This is a genomic window from Priestia aryabhattai (assembly GCF_023715685.1).
In the GTDB taxonomy this organism is placed as follows: Bacteria; Bacillota; Bacilli; order Bacillales; family Bacillaceae_H; genus Priestia; species Priestia aryabhattai_B.
On sequence record NZ_JAMBOQ010000003.1, the window covers coordinates 484313 to 499184 of the forward strand.

Genomic DNA, 14872 nt, shown 5'->3' on the forward strand with positions numbered 1-14872 from the left:
AGGTTTTAGCTTACAACTGGAAGGCCAAATGCTTCTACAGGTGCTGAATAAAGCTTTGTATTATTTGCTTTTTGATCATAATAAGCAAGGAGAACAGATGGTTTTTCATTCATTTGTCCCGTTTGTTTATAATACATATAATCAAATGGAAGAATCTCTAAAACAGTGTGCTTGTATAATTCTTTTTCAGCAAGCTGTTCAGCTTCAAAAGCCTGTCCCATAATAGAAGGATTAGCAAGCATTTGCTGATAGTAGTGAGAGCGGACTTGTTTTTCTACTTTATCGTCCCACCAAGGTTTACGAGGCTTATGCTTTTGGTTTTGTAAATAATCAATTTTCATAAACCCTTCAATCATTTCTTCATTTGAAAAACTCTCTGTTTGAATATACTGTTTAAGGCGTCTGAATAAATCTTCAAGCTGGTGACCGATTCGAACCCAGCCCATTTCATCCCAATACGTTCCAAAGTTTTGGAAGAAATCAAAAGGTGTATCATAGCAGTGCTCTACTAAAAACTCTATTGTTTCATCCATTCGATGGTCATTCCAAAACTTTTCTAAAATATCTTCTACATGTTTGATACGTACGACATCTGAAAATGGCAAGACGTTATTGCTTAAAATTTCATAAGGCGACTGATCCATGTATTGATAATTATAGTGAGGCGCACTTAAGCGTAAGCCGGTGCCGCGAAGCATTTTTAAAAAACCTAACTGAAGCTCTTCAGGGCGAAGTGCAAATACATCATTAAACGTATTTTTAAATGAGTTATAATCTTCGTCTGGCAGTCCCGCGATTAAATCTAAATGCTGGTCGATCTTTCCGCCTTCTTTTACCATTGTTACGGTACGCGTTAACTTTTTAAAGTTTTGCTTGCGTTTGACTAGTTCGTTGACGGCATCATTTGTGGACTGAACGCCAATTTCAAAGCGGAATAACCCTTTTGGTGCATTATCATTTAAGAACTGAATGACTTCTGGACGCATAATATCGGCAGTAATTTCAAATTGAAATACGGTACCTTCACGATGTTCATCAATTAAAAATTGGAACATTTCCATGGCGTAGCTGCGGCTGATGTTGAACGTGCGGTCTACGAACTTAATTGTGCGCGCTCCGTTATCCATCAAATAGCGAATATCTTCTTTTACTTTTTCTCGGTCGAAATAACGAACGCCTACTTCAATAGAAGAGAGACAGAACTGACAGCTAAACGGACAGCCGCGGCTTGTTTCAATATACACAACGCGTTTTGAAAGTTCTTGGCGGTCTTCTTCAAAACGGAAAGGGGAAGGCATTTCGCGCAGATCAATTTTATTGCGCTGTGGATTAACAACTGGTTTTCCTTCCTTTCGGAAAGCCACGCCGCTTACGTTTTCAAACTGACGCGCTCCGTGAAGTTCGTCTAACAGCTGCTTGAATGTTTCTTCTCCTTCACCAATAGCGATAAAGTCAGCTTCAGGAATACGCTCTAGCCAGTGAGTCACATCATAGGTTACTTCTGGTCCACCGAATATAATGATGAGCTCGGGATTGATCTTTTTCAGCATTTGTGCGACTTTAATCGTTTCTTCAATATTCCAAATGTAACAGCTGAAACCAATAATATCTGGGTTGCGTTTATATAAATCCGTGACAATGTTCATAGCAGGATCTTTAATCGTATATTCGGCCATATCTACTTTATAGTCAGGCTCGGCATAGGCTTTTAAACATCGAAGGGCTAAAGAAGTATGAATATACTTCGCATTCAATGTACTGACAACAATGTTCATGCAAAAAGCTCCTTTTAACTCGTAATATGAAATCAATTTACTATTTTAGCACATTTGAGAAATAAAGTATAAATACCTTTGCACTTTTGTTGTGGAGGGGAAAAGATTTCGGTAAAATGTAACAGAAACGTAAAAGAAGAAAAAGTCTCGGTTAATGTGAACCTTGGTGAACGAAAAAAATGAGGTGGAAAACGTGGAATATAAGCGAATTAAGCCAAAAAAAATATACGAAGAAGTAGCCGAAACGCTTCTTGAGAATATAAAAGAAGGCAGCTTGAAACCTGGAGACCGTTTGGATTCAGTGCAGCAGCTAGCGGAAAACTTTCAGGTAGGACGCTCAGCTATTCGTGAAGCTCTTAGTGCTTTGCGGGCGATGGGGCTGCTGGAGATGAAGCAAGGAGAAGGAACGTTTGTACGCGAATTTGACTCAGATATGCTGTCTTTGCCTGTAACTAGCGCTGTATTAATGAATAAAAACGATATTGAACATTTGCTTGAAGTGAGAAAAGTATTAGAAATTGGAGCTGTTCGAGCGGCAGCTCAAAAGAGAACAGATACGGACCTCGAACAGCTGTCTAATAGTCTGGAACAAATGAAAGGAGCGTTTGGCAATGAAGAACTGGGAGAGAAAGCAGATTTTGCTTTTCATTTAGCCATTGCCAAAGCCTCGCAAAACCCTCTTTTGGTGAAGCTTATGAATAACGTATCAGAAATGATGATTGAAACGATGAAAGAGACAAGACGCATCTGGCTTTACGCAGAAGAGAAAACGGCTGAACGGATTTATAAAGAGCATCAGCAAATTTATGAGGCTATTCTCTCTCAGCATGCAGAAGACGCTCAGCGTTTTATGATGAGTCATCTTGACAATGTTGAACATGTACTAATGAAATACATACCGGAAGAAAAATAACGCCATTTCAGGTAGAAAAGTGCGCATTAAATAACAGAAAAACTAAAATTCAAGCACCTTCCGATAATTTATGCTTGCTCTATTGTGAAAAGATTTACATAATAGAAACTAGGATTGTCAAATGGAGGGTTACAAAGTATGAAAAAGCAATATAGAGATGATAGTTTAGCTTTGCATACAGATTTATACGAACTGAATATGGCGCATACGTATTTTAAAGACCACATTCATAAACGTCGTTCTGTATTTGAAGCTTACTTTCGTCGGATGCCGTTTGAAAGCGGTTATGCGGTGTTTGCCGGGCTAGAAAGAGTAATTGATTTTATTGCTAATTTTAGGTTTAGCGAAACGGATTTAGATTATTTATATGAAGAATTGCATTATGAAGCAGAGTTTATCGACTATTTAAAACAAGTTCGATTTAGCGGTAATATTCGTTCGGTCGTAGAAGGCGAAATGATTTTTGCTAATGAACCAATGCTGCAAATTGACGCTCCTTTAGCAGAAGCGCAGCTTATTGAAACGCCGCTTTTAAATATTTTAAATTTCCATCCGCTGATTGCGACAAAAGCATCGCGTATTCGCTTAGCGGCGGGAGAAGATAATTTATATGAGCATACGGGTACGAATCAGCTTATGGAATTTGGTTCAAGAAGAGCACATGAGCTAGATGCCGCTTTTTACGGGGCAAGGGCTGCTTATATTGGAGGCTTTGACGCAACCAGTAATGTAAGAGCGGGAAAAGTATTTGGAATCCCCGTGTCCGGCACTCACGCTCACGCCCTTGTTCAAGTCTATCGTGACGAGTATAGTGCGTTTAAAAAGTATGCGGAATCGCACCGTAACTGTATCTTTTTAGTAGATACATATAATACATTAAAATCAGGTATTCCAAATGCTATTAAAGTAGCAAAAGAAATGGGAGATCGCATTAATTTTATCGGTATTCGGTTAGATAGCGGAAGACTTCCATATCTTTCTCAAGAGGCAAGAAAAATGCTTGATGAAGCTGGCTATCATGATGTGAAAATTTTTGCTTCGAATGATCTCGATGAGTACAGCATTCTAGATTTGAAAGCGCAAGGTGCCAAAATTGATGGATGGGGAGTTGGAACAAAACTCATGACATCTTTTGATCAGCCTGCGCTAGGAGCTGTGTACAAGCTGGTTTCCATTGAAAATGATTATGGAAACATGGTGGATACAATTAAGCTGTCAGAAAATCCAGAGAAAATTTCAACTCCTGGTCTAAAAGAGGTATACCGAATTGTAAATCAAGTGAATCACAAATGGGAAGGCGATTATATTACGATGCAAGACGAAGTGCCGAATGAAGAGCAGCACTTAAAAATGTTTCATCCTATTCACACGCACGTCAGCAAGTTTGTCACGAACTTTAACGCACGTAAAATTCACCAGCCAATCTTTACACAGGGAAAGCTTGTGTACGAACAGCCTACAATTGAAGAAATGAGAGCCTACTGCTTACAAAATTTAAAGCATCTATGGGATGACTACAAGGTCATTACAAAATCGAACGAAGATGTATTTCGTCCTACAGAGTATCCAGTAGACTTGAGTACAAACTGCTGGGATAACAAAATGCAAAATATCGAAGAGACTAGAAGCAAGTTACTATCTGATACAGTGCTTGTGTAGATTCCATCAGCTAGTAATGAGAGGAGAGTTTTTTATGAAAGAGCTACAAAAGCAAATTATTGAAGAAATGAACGTGCAAAAAGAAATTAATCCTGTAGAAGAAATTCGCCGCAGCGTTGATTTTCTGAAATCCTACATGAACAAATATCCTTTTTTACGTTCGTTTGTACTAGGGATTTCCGGCGGTCAAGATTCTACTTTAACTGGAAAGTTGGCACAACTAGCGGTTAATGAGTTAAATGAAGAAGCCGGAGAAGATCGCTATCAGTTTATTGCTGTTCGTCTTCCATACGGTGTGCAAGCAGATGAAGCAGACTGTCAAGATGCACTTGCTTTTATTCAACCAACAAAATCTATTTCTATTAACGTAAAACCAGCAGTAGATGCCATGCTTTCTGCTGTTGAAGAAGCGGCAGGCGATAAAGTATCCGACTTCAACAAAGGAAACGTAAAAGCACGTGAACGAATGATTGCGCAATATACGGTAGCGGGCATGTACAGTGGAGTAGTACTCGGAACGGATCACTCTGCTGAAGCTGTTACAGGATTTTATACAAAATTCGGTGACGGAGGAGCTGACTTAGTACCTATCTTCCGTCTGAACAAGCGACAAGGAAAACAAATGCTAAAAGAATTAGGCTGTCCAGAGCATCTATATATGAAAAAACCAACGGCTGATTTGGAAGAAGATCGTCCACAGCTTCCGGATGAAGAAGCGCTTGGCGTAACGTATGAGCAAATCGACGATTATTTAGAAGGCAAAGATGTAGGTGAACATGCAAGTAACGTAATTGAAGGTCACTTCTTAAAAACGCAGCATAAACGCCAATTGCCAATCACAGTATTTGATGATTTTTGGAAATAAATAATAAAGAAGCGATGGGTATTCCTCGCTTCTTTATTATTTTGTGGAAAAAAATATAAAATAAAGAAATGTATTTTTGAAAAACTAGTGAAATTAGAAAAACATAGGAGTATAATAGCATTAAGTCATCTGATGACCTGTTAACTGTAAGAAGTAAAATGATCAGCTTGGAGGGAGCAAATGATGAAAGTATCTTTATTTGCGACATGTTTGATTGATATGTTTCAAACAAATGTAGGAAAAGCTACGGTAGAATTGTTAGAACGATTAGGATGCGAAGTGGATTTTCCAAAGAGTCAAGTATGCTGCGGGCAGCCTGCGTATAACAGCGGTTATGTAAAAGAATCAAAAGAAGCGATGAAAAACATGATAAAAGCGTTTGAAAATGCAGAGTACGTTGTATCTCCGTCTGGCTCGTGTGTGACAATGTTCAAAGAGTATCCCCATCTTTTTAAAGGTGATGCTGCATGGTATGAGCCTGCCGTGAAGCTTGCTAATAAAACGTATGAGCTAACGGATTTTATTGTAAACGTTTTAAAAGTTGAAGATGTAGGAGCCAGTTTAAATGGTAAAGCTACTTATCATTCTTCTTGTCATATGACGCGTTTGCTAAACGTAAAAAAAGAACCTTTTACACTATTAAACAATGTAAAGGGTCTTGAAATGGAGAACCTTGAAAACAGTCATAACTGCTGCGGATTTGGCGGGACGTTTTCGGTTAAGATGGGGCAAATCTCTGAACAAATGGTAGATGAAAAAGTAGGCTGTATAGCTAAGACAAACGCAGAGTACTTAATTGGAGCTGACTGCGGCTGTCTTATGAATATTGGAGGAAGAATTGAACGAAAAGGACAGCCTGTAAAAGTTATGCATATCGCTGAAGTGTTAAATAGCAGAATGTAAAGAAAGGAGAATACCGAATGTCTATGAAAATAGGAAACGATCAGTTTAAAAAACGCGTGGATGATGGAGTCAATAATGCGTTTATGCGCTTTGCGGTTTCAGGGGCTCAAGAGCGCTTAAGAAGCCGTAGATTAGATGCGGCAGAAGAGTTAGGAAACTGGGAAGAATGGAGAGCTCTTGGCGAAGAAATCCGTCAGCATACGCTTGAAAATTTAGATTACTATTTAGAGCAGCTCACTGATAATGTAGCTAAACGCGGAGGCCACGTTTTTTTCGCTCAAACATCTGAAGAAGCGAATGAGTACATAAAAAATGTAGCGAGGCAAAAACAAGCAAAGAAAGTGGTTAAATCCAAGTCAATGGTTACAGAAGAAATTCATATGAACGCTGCTTTAGAAGAATTAGGCTGTGAAGTCATTGAAACGGATTTAGGAGAATATATTCTGCAAGTAGATGATCACGATCCGCCTTCTCATATCGTAGCACCTGCACTTCATAAAAATAAAGAACAAATTAGAGATGTATTTCAGGAAAAGCTTTCTTATAAAAAAACAGAAAAACCTGAAGAACTAGCACTTCATGCTCGGGAAATGCTGCGAAAAGAATTTTTATCAGCAGATATTGGCATCACAGGATGTAATTTTGCTATTGCAGAATCTGGATCTATTTCACTTGTGACCAATGAAGGAAATGCAAGGCTAACGACAGCCCTTCCTAAAACGCAAATTACGGTTATGGGAATGGAAAGAATTGTGCCAACATTTGAAGAGTTTGAAGTGTTGGTAAGCCTATTAACTAGAAGTGCAGTAGGTCAGCGGCTTACAAGTTACGTAACGGCACTTACAGGACCTAGACTTCCAGGAGAAGTGGATGGACCGGAAGAGTTTCACCTAGTGATTGTGGATAACGGACGATCTGCTATTTTAGGCACTGAGTTTCAATCTGTTTTACAGTGTATTCGCTGTGCGGCATGTGTGAATGTATGTCCTGTATATCGCCATATCGGAGGGCATTCCTATGGATCTATTTATTCAGGTCCAATCGGGGCTGTATTATCTCCTTTGCTTGGAGGCTATGAAGATTACAAAGAGCTTCCATATGCCTCAACGTTATGCGCAGCCTGTACAGATGCCTGTCCAGTCAAAATTCCGCTGCATGAGCTATTACACAAGCACCGTCAGCGAATTGTCGAAAAAGAAGGAAAAGCACCTATTTCAGAAAAGCTGGCGATGAAAGCATTTGGCTTGGGAGCAGCTTCTTCTTCACTATATACAGTGGGTGCTAAAGTAGCACCGGCAGCTCTTACTCCTTTTATGTCAGGAAGCAGTATTTCCAAAGGGCCTGGTCCATTAAAAGCGTGGACAGAAAGCAGAGAGTTTCCAGCGCCTACAAAAGAGCGCTTGCGAGATTGGTTTGATAAAAGGAGTGATGATAATGAACGGAAGCATTCAAAATAGAGACAGTTTTTTAGATAATATTGCTGCTAATCTTAAGCGAAGCAGGCGAACAAGCGGCGTAGTAAAGCCCGAATGGAAGCATGCTCCTCAACATGAGGTCTACCGCAATTATTCGTCGGATCAATTAAAGAAAGAGCTTGAAAGCCACTGCGAACGTATTCATACTCGCTATGTAGAAACCTCATCACAACACTTACCAGCTGCGCTTGAGGAAGCCGTAGCGAACTATGGAAATGGTCTTGTCTGCACGTGGAATGATCCTAGGTTCTCCGAATATGGATTGAATCCGCTGATGGAGAAATGGGAAACAAACTGTAACCTTCACGTATGGAATTCAGTAAAAGGCGATGAGAATATTAAACTAGCTGAACAAGCAAACGTCGGCATCACATTCAGTGATTTGACGCTAGCGGAATCTGGAACAGTTGTTTTGTTTAGCAGTGCTGCAAAAGGACGAGCGGTAAGTTTGCTGCCCGCCACTTATATTGCAATCATACCTCAAAGCTCAATTGTCCCTCGCATGACACAAGCCGCTGAAATTATCCATGAAAAAGTAGAGCGAGGAGAAACGATTGCTTCTTGCATTAACTTTATTACGGGACCGAGCAATTCAGCTGATATTGAAATGAATTTAGTAGTTGGTGTGCATGGACCTATTCAAGCCACTTATATTGTAGTGAATGATCGATAAACACTTCACAGCTGTGAAGTGTTTTTTTATTCATGATTTCTTTCTAGATAGCGGGAGAATACGAAGAAATGTCGTATTTTGAATAAACGTGACTAATTTTAAAAAGGTAAAAAGCAAATCTTGTAGAATACTAAGTCTATAGATAAAAGGTGGGGAAATGGGAAGTGCAAAAGAAAGGAGCAATGAGCATGTCACCACACAGAGAATTAACATCTGAAGCTGAGCAAAAGCAGCGAGGTGAATTACAGCAGCTACGAGCTATTTTTAATGACGTATTAGATGCCATTGTCGTATTTGATGAGTATTTTCAAGTTATAAATGCGAATGAATCAGCCTGCAGGCTGTTTGAAAAAACAAAGGATGAGCTATTAACGTATCAAATGAAAGATTTTCTTATGTATTTTCCGTATGACATGATTGAAGCGTATTATCCAGCACTTTTAGAAGAAAGCTATTTCAAATATGAAGGCGCGATGACGCTTCGAAGCGGCATGATGAAACATGTTGAATTTACTTCACACAAACATAGTCACATGTCGGGTATTACTGTGTGTACATTTCGAGATATTACGCAGCACAAGATGATGGAAAATGAACGGTTTATTAGTCATCATATGTTTATGGATGTATTTAATGAAGCGGTAGACGGAATTGTCATTTTTGATCGAACTGGTCAGCTTATCGACGCGAACCCTTCATTTTGCGAACGGTTAAATTATACAAGAGCACAGCTTCTAACCAAAACATTAGAAGAGCTTGTAGAACCTACTTATCATTATAAGGTGAAAAAACTATGGAGAACTCTGCATCAAGAAGGCAAGACAAGCGGAGAGCTACCGATCAGGCTCGAAAATGGAGACGTCACTTTTTTTGAATTTACCACAACGGCTAATATATACAGTCAATACTATATGTCCATTATGAGAGACGTGACGGAAAAACGGCTGATGGAGCAGCAGCTGTTGAGAAGCGAAAAAAACTTCAGGGCTATTTTTGAAAATGCCATTGAAGCGATTTTGATTTGGAGAGACGATGGTAAAATCTTGAACGCTAATCTCGCTTCTTCGCGTACATTCGAGCTGCCGTTAAACAAATTGATTGGAAGCAATTTGTATACGTTTATCGATACCAAAAGTTTTAGTGCGTTAAAGGTGCTCCAAACGTTTCAAACAAAAGGAGAAATTCGCAATCAGCTTCCTTTTTACATGCCAAATGGAGAAATCAAACAGTTGGAATTCACAGGGAAAAAAGGCATTATAGAAGGAGACCATTTAACCATTTTTCGAAACATCAGTGAACGTACAAAAATCGAACAGGAGCTTCGGAATAACGAAGAGAAATTCAGACAGATTTTTAATGGTTCGATCGATGGGCTAGTTTTATGGGACGGCAAGCGAAATATTATTGATGTGAATTCTTCTCTTTGTGATATTCTAGAACTCAGCAAAGAGGAGATTTGTGCGCACTCCATGGAAGATTTTATTTCTTCAGCGAATTTAGACGCGGTTATTGAGCATAAAGAAACGATTGAGCAAAAAGGAGAAGCTGAAGGAGAGATTACGTACGTTACGGGGAATGAAAAAGTTAAAAACATCGAATTCTCTACGAAAAAAGATATCTTGCCAGGTCTATATATGACGCTTTTAAGAGACGTAACGGAACGAAATCAAATGCAGGAGCAGATTCGGAAATCGGATACGCTTCAAGTAGTCGGACAGCTAGCAGCTGGGATTGCGCATGAAATCCGCAACCCGATGACCGCTTTAAAAGGGTTTGTTCAGCTGTTAGAAAGTAGCATTCAAGAAGATCACTCTCTTTATTTTGATATTATTAAGTCCGAATTAAAAAGAATTGAAACCATTATTACAGAGTTTCTAGTACTCGCTAAGCCACAGGCCGTAAAGTTTGAAAAGAAAAATCTAGATGCGGTTGTTAAAGAAACGATTGATTTATTAAATGCTCAAGCGCTTTTAGAAAATATTCAGTTTGAACTAAGTGTGTCTCCTCAGCTGCCAATGGTGTACTGCGAGCCAAATCAAATTAAGCAAGTATTAATAAATGTAATTAAAAATGCAATTGAAGTCACGTCAAACGGGGGAAGAATTTTTATTGAAGTCTACTCCACAGAGCCGGGTTACGTAACGGTCTCCGTTCGAGATCAAGGAGATGGAATGCCCGAGGAGCGCATCAAGCGCTTAGGAGAACCATTTTATACAACAAAAGAAAAAGGAACGGGACTCGGTTTGATGGTGTCATATAAAATTATCGAAGAACATAAAGGGCGAATTGAAGTGGAAAGCAAAATAGGAGAAGGAACAGCTTTTCATGTTATTCTTCCAGCCTAAATAGAAAGGATAAGCAAGTATGTACTATGGAGAAATGAACTTATTTTCTGATTTAAAAATTTATATTGTAGCCTCGGAAAAAGGGGTTCAACATATTTTATTTGCCAGCGATGATCATAATGAGCAGCTTAAAGAACTTGTCCATGATGAGAATTATCACCATGTGAAAGAAGCGAAGCGACAGCTGCAGGATTATGCTGAAGGGCGCACGCTAACATTTGATTTGCCTTTGGATATAAAAGGGACAGACTTTCAAAAAGAAGTGTGGTTAACGCTTAAACATATACCTTATGGACAAACGTGGTCTTATAGTGATGTAGCGGAGTCTGTTAATCGCTCTAAAGCCGTAAGGGCTGTGGGACAAGCGAATCGTCGAAATCCATTGCCTATTATTTTGCCTTGTCACCGTGTGATTGGTAAAAATGGAGCTTTAACAGGTTATGCAGGTTCACAAACTCATATAAAAGAGAAACTATTAATGCTTGAAAGAAATGTAGCAAAAGGCGCTCTATAGTTAAAATAACTATTCACCGTCTAATTTCCAGCCTTCTCCTTGTACAAAAACGCCGTCAATTTGCTGAGGAGAAGGGAGGGAATTTATTTCTTCATCTTTGGACAAATCGAATAACTGATATTGCAGTTTTCGATTCAGCGCTTTGTTTTTATCCGTTTTTTGCTCTGAACTCATATTTACTCTCCCCCTTATTCAAAAGAAATCCTCTATAATATATGTAGAAAAAGAAGAGAGTACTGTTACAATTGTGTTACAAATGCAGCCGGAAACCAATGCTCAACAAAAAAAGCCGCTACTAGGCGGCTTTTTTGTTATTGAGCAGATTGCAGCAAAACTTTTTGAATTGATTCAGAAGACGGGGAATGGATAATTCCATGCTCTGTAATAATGGCTGTAATCAGTTCGCTTGGCGTCACATCAAAAGCTGGATTGTACACAGAGATTCCGTCTGGAGCAATTTGCGTATCTCCAATGTGCGTTACTTCTTTAGGCGAACGTTCTTCAATAGGGATGCTGCTTCCGTTTTGAATAGATAAATCAAATGTAGACTGCGGCGCTGCTACGTAAAATGGAATACCGAATGCTTTCGCTAAAAGAGCAAGTCCGTACGTTCCAATTTTGTTAGCCGTATCGCCATTCGCTGCAATGCGGTCAGCTCCTACAATAATCCCATTAATCCCTTTTGTTTTAATTGTATGAGCGGCCATATTATCCGTAATCAGCGTAACGTCCACTCCCGACTGCTGAAGTTCCCATGCTGTTAAACGAGAACCTTGAAGAACAGGTCTTGTTTCACAGGCGAATACTTCAAGTGGAATATCGCGCTGCTTAGACAAGTGAAAAGGTGCTAATGCTGTTCCATAATAAGCTGTAGCAATTGAACCAGCATTACATATTGTCATGATTTTATCTTTCTTTTTAAATAAAGAAAGAGCATGATCTCCAATTCGGTAGCACGTTTCTTCATCTTCTACTTGAATTTGAATGGCTTCATGAACAACTTTTGTTTTAGCTTCATTAACGGACGAAGCGGATTCAGCGCTTTTCGCTACGCGTTCTAGTGCCCAAAATAAATTGACGGCAGTAGGGCGTGAACTGGCTAAATACTGTTGATCACGAGCTAGCTTTTTGTTAAATTCATTGACTGAATCTGTGTCATAGCTAAGCGCAGAAAGAGCGAGACCAAAAGCCGCCGTAATGCCAATTGCAGGGGCTCCGCGTACTTTCAAGGTAGTGATAGCATCCCATACGTCTTTAATGGTTTGCAGCTTAATATACTCGACTTTGCCAGGCAGCTGCTGCTGATCTAATAAAGTAATATATGATTCATTCCATTCCACTGAGCGCGGAAGTGATAGTGTATTTGTCATGCTGATACCGATCCTTTCATTGTGTACATTATTCGTTATCGAAGTAAATTTTCAAATTCATTTGGTGAAACGTCTTGTTGGTGCAAAAGCAAATAGCGTCCAATTTTTAACGCAGTACGTTTAGCGTTAACTTTTCTTTCCTCTGAAGAAATTCCATCTAAGTCCGCCACGTGAGCTAAGCCAATCGTACGTCGAATGAGTTCACATCCTGCATATCCAACAGCATCTTGCCACGTTTGCATTAAAATTTCATGTAATAAGCGCTCATCTTTAGCGAAAGGTTCAGTGTTTTCAGAATGCCAAAGCACAGTAAAGGTATCTTTGTATACGTTCCATGTGTTAGTAATGTGTGCAAATAACGGTTCGCGATTTGTTTCTCGAGAAAGAGCATTTAAAAATAAATTCGCAACAAATTGCCCTAAATCGAATCCAAACGGACCATAAAAAGCAAACTCTGGATCAATCACTTTCGTTTCTTGACTGCTAGCAAAGATGCTGCCTGTATGTAAATCACCGTGGATTAGCGTTTGTGCATTTGTTAAAAATTTATATTTTAATTTTGCTGCTTGTAACTTTACATCTTCATCATTCCACAATTCTTCTACATCAGGACGCAGCGCTTTTTCAAATTCATTTGTATCGATATCAAAAAAAGGATCTGTAAAAACTAAATCTTCCGTAATATTGCATAAGTCCGGGTTGCTGTACTTGACAACTTCTTCTTTTTTATCCTGAGGCTTTAAGGAAAAATCAGACGTTTTGAACGCAATATGTCCTAGAAAAGAACCGATATGCTGTGAGAGCAGAGGATAACTTTCACCTTGAATAAGCCCGGCGCGAGAAATCGTTAAATGAGATAGGTCTTCCATGACCGTAACAGCAAGCGTTTCATCGTGGTAATAAACAGCTGGTACAAGTTCTGGCGTAAATGCACCGAATTGCTTGAGCGCATTGCTTTCAATTGTGGCACGGTTTAAGGATAGAGGCCAGCTTTCGCCTACAACTTTTGCATAGGGAAGTGCTTGTTTGACGATAATGGATTTATTCGTTTGATCATTTATGATGTGAAAGACGAGATTTAAGTTGCCGTCACCGATTTCACGGGCAGTTAGTGCTTCTGTGGCATCAAAAAGACCTAGCTTTTTCACAAGTTTGATTGCTGAAATTTCTGTTAAAGGCTGATACTTCTCTGTTTTTGTCGTTGACATCGGAATCCCCCCATAGTTTATTAAACTGATTTGTTTACTAAGTTAATAGGTTTAAGAATATATGGAGGCTTTTATAATTTTAGAAAATATAAAAGCCTCTTTCGTTGGAAAGAGGCTTGATTGTATTGTTCAAACCTCTTATCTGCCAGAAAGAATTACTTTCTGTTGGAATTAGCACCGTGCCTTTGTAAAACATGTTTTACGGGTGTGATCCACCTTATGATGGAATGACGGTCGGTTGCTGGGCTTCACAGGGCCAAATCCCTCAGCCAACTCTTGATAAGAGTACGATTACTTATTTAATTTTGATTTGTTTGAATATTTTATGATATCTGGTGAAAATCGTATCATGCAAAAAAACGGCTGTCAATACATAATTAATAAAATTCTGTGCGGCGATCTGTAAAGACAGGAATTTGTTTGCGAATTTCTTTTACAAGTTCCAGGTTGACCTCAGCACTTAAAAGCTCTTCGCTATCGCCAGCTTCAGCGATTATTTCTCCCCACGGATCGATAACTAAAGAATGGCCGGCAAATATATTATTAGGGTCTTGGCCTACACGATTACACGCGATTACATAGCATTGATTTTCGATTGCACGGCTAATGAGCAGCGCTTTCCAGTGGGCAAGCCTTGGAGCCGGCCACTGAGCGACAACAAATAAGACTTCTGCTCCGCTGCTAGTATGAACCCGAATCCATTCTGGAAAACGAATATCGTAACAAATAACTCCTGCGCACAAAGACTGTTCAAGTGTAAAAAGATTTTTTGCTGTTCCTGCTTCTAGATAGAGGTGCTCATCCATTAATTTAAATAAGTGCAGTTTACTGTATTGTGATACTTCACGACCTTTTCGGTCAAAAATATACATCGTATTCGTGACGCCTTGTTCTGTTTTTTTCGCGATCGAACCTGCAACAATGTTTACTTCGTTCGTTTTAGCAAACTGAGAGATTAATTGCTTGGCTTGCTGTCCTTCATCATCTGCAATTTCGTCTAGCCGCGTCAAGTCATAAGCTGTATCCCATAGCTCAGGAAGTACAAGGATGTCAGGGTTTTCTTTCAGGGCTTCTGTCATTTTTTGTTCGATATATTTTCGGTTTTTAGTTGGGTTTCCAAATGCAATATCAAGCTGCAAACACGTAATTTTTACACTCACTTTATCATCCAT

The 14872-nt window shown here is 39.3% G+C and carries 13 protein-coding genes and 1 riboswitch; of the genes, 8 read left to right on the forward strand and 5 right to left on the reverse strand.

Annotated elements, in window-relative coordinates:
• Positions 1–5 precede the first annotated feature (5 nt).
• Positions 6–1775 carry a B12-binding domain-containing radical SAM protein gene (locus tag M3225_RS15560; RefSeq protein ID WP_251395176.1) on the reverse strand — a complete coding sequence of 590 codons (1770 nt, stop codon included), beginning with the start codon at positions 1773–1775 and terminating at the stop codon, positions 6–8.
• Positions 1776–1968: 193 nt separating this feature from the next.
• On the opposite strand from M3225_RS15560, the gene M3225_RS15565 reads away from it, so the two are divergent.
• The 8 genes from M3225_RS15565 to M3225_RS15600 all read left to right on the forward strand — a co-directional run bounded on the left by M3225_RS15565 (position 1969) and on the right by M3225_RS15600 (position 11122).
• Positions 1969–2688, forward strand: a complete 720-nt coding sequence (locus tag M3225_RS15565; protein WP_308215745.1) for a FadR/GntR family transcriptional regulator — start codon at positions 1969–1971, stop codon at positions 2686–2688.
• A 138-nt stretch (positions 2689–2826) separates the two neighbouring features.
• A complete protein-coding gene (locus M3225_RS15570; RefSeq protein ID WP_251395178.1) occupies positions 2827–4347 on the forward strand; it encodes a nicotinate phosphoribosyltransferase in 1521 nt (506 codons plus the stop codon).
• Positions 4348–4381: 34 nt separating this feature from the next.
• Complete coding sequence (gene nadE / locus M3225_RS15575) at positions 4382–5212, forward strand: ammonia-dependent NAD(+) synthetase (protein WP_251395180.1); 831 nt, start codon at positions 4382–4384, stop codon at positions 5210–5212.
• 183 nt (positions 5213–5395) lie between these two features.
• Entirely contained in the window at positions 5396–6115 is a 720-nt protein-coding gene (locus M3225_RS15580) for a (Fe-S)-binding protein (RefSeq protein ID WP_251396101.1), read from the forward strand.
• Positions 6116–6132: 17 nt separating this feature from the next.
• Positions 6133–7572, forward strand: coding sequence for a LutB/LldF family L-lactate oxidation iron-sulfur protein (locus tag M3225_RS15585; protein ID WP_251395183.1), 1440 nt, complete (start codon positions 6133–6135; stop codon positions 7570–7572).
• The gene (locus M3225_RS15590; protein ID WP_285885658.1) at positions 7550–8263 is read left to right on the forward strand and encodes a LutC/YkgG family protein; all 714 of its coding nucleotides are present in this window, start codon (positions 7550–7552) and stop codon (positions 8261–8263) included. Before M3225_RS15585 ends, M3225_RS15590 begins: the two co-directional genes overlap by 23 nt.
• 188 nt (positions 8264–8451) lie before the next feature.
• Positions 8452–10608, forward strand: a complete 2157-nt coding sequence (locus M3225_RS15595; protein WP_251395185.1) for a PAS domain S-box protein — start codon at positions 8452–8454, stop codon at positions 10606–10608.
• Positions 10609–10627: 19 nt separating this feature from the next.
• Complete coding sequence (locus tag M3225_RS15600) at positions 10628–11122, forward strand: methylated-DNA--[protein]-cysteine S-methyltransferase (protein ID WP_251395187.1); 495 nt, start codon at positions 10628–10630, stop codon at positions 11120–11122.
• A gap of 9 nt (positions 11123–11131) precedes the next feature.
• On the opposite strand, the gene M3225_RS15605 is transcribed toward M3225_RS15600, so the two are convergent.
• The 4 genes from M3225_RS15605 to M3225_RS15620 form a co-directional block, all read right to left on the reverse strand.
• Positions 11132–11296 (reverse strand): hypothetical protein, encoded by a 165-nt coding sequence (locus M3225_RS15605; protein ID WP_251395189.1) that lies wholly within the window; start codon positions 11294–11296, stop codon positions 11132–11134.
• Positions 11297–11433: 137 nt separating this feature from the next.
• Positions 11434–12492: an S-methyl-5-thioribose-1-phosphate isomerase gene (gene mtnA / locus M3225_RS15610; RefSeq protein WP_251395191.1), complete on the reverse strand. Its 1059-nt coding sequence runs from the start codon at positions 12490–12492 to the stop codon at positions 11434–11436.
• Positions 12493–12527: 35 nt separating this feature from the next.
• Positions 12528–13700, reverse strand: a complete 1173-nt coding sequence (gene mtnK, locus M3225_RS15615; protein ID WP_251395193.1) for an S-methyl-5-thioribose kinase — start codon at positions 13698–13700, stop codon at positions 12528–12530.
• A 135-nt stretch (positions 13701–13835) separates the two neighbouring features.
• Positions 13836–13986, reverse strand: a riboswitch (SAM riboswitch).
• 91 nt (positions 13987–14077) lie between these two features.
• Complete coding sequence (locus M3225_RS15620) at positions 14078–14860, reverse strand: carbon-nitrogen family hydrolase (RefSeq protein WP_251395195.1); 783 nt, start codon at positions 14858–14860, stop codon at positions 14078–14080.
• Positions 14861–14872: the final 12 nt, after the last annotated feature.

Excerpts from the sequence above, each read along its gene's own strand:
- mtnK (WP_251395193.1), bottom strand. The coding sequence starts at position 13,700 with ATGTCAACGACAAAAACAGAGAAGTATCAGCCTTTAACAGAAATTTCA.
- M3225_RS15570 (WP_251395178.1), top strand. The coding sequence starts at position 2,827 with ATGAAAAAGCAATATAGAGATGATAGTTTAGCTTTGCATACAGATTTA.
- M3225_RS15580 (WP_251396101.1), top strand. The coding sequence starts at position 5,396 with ATGAAAGTATCTTTATTTGCGACATGTTTGATTGATATGTTTCAAACA.
- M3225_RS15605 (WP_251395189.1), bottom strand. The coding sequence starts at position 11,296 with ATGAGTTCAGAGCAAAAAACGGATAAAAACAAAGCGCTGAATCGAAAA.
- M3225_RS15560 (WP_251395176.1), bottom strand. The coding sequence starts at position 1,775 with ATGAACATTGTTGTCAGTACATTGAATGCGAAGTATATTCATACTTCT.
- M3225_RS15590 (WP_285885658.1), top strand. The coding sequence starts at position 7,550 with ATGAACGGAAGCATTCAAAATAGAGACAGTTTTTTAGATAATATTGCT.
- mtnA (WP_251395191.1), bottom strand. The coding sequence starts at position 12,492 with ATGACAAATACACTATCACTTCCGCGCTCAGTGGAATGGAATGAATCA.
- M3225_RS15595 (WP_251395185.1), top strand. The coding sequence starts at position 8,452 with ATGTCACCACACAGAGAATTAACATCTGAAGCTGAGCAAAAGCAGCGA.
- nadE (WP_251395180.1), top strand. The coding sequence starts at position 4,382 with ATGAAAGAGCTACAAAAGCAAATTATTGAAGAAATGAACGTGCAAAAA.
- M3225_RS15585 (WP_251395183.1), top strand. The coding sequence starts at position 6,133 with ATGTCTATGAAAATAGGAAACGATCAGTTTAAAAAACGCGTGGATGAT.
- M3225_RS15600 (WP_251395187.1), top strand. The coding sequence starts at position 10,628 with ATGTACTATGGAGAAATGAACTTATTTTCTGATTTAAAAATTTATATT.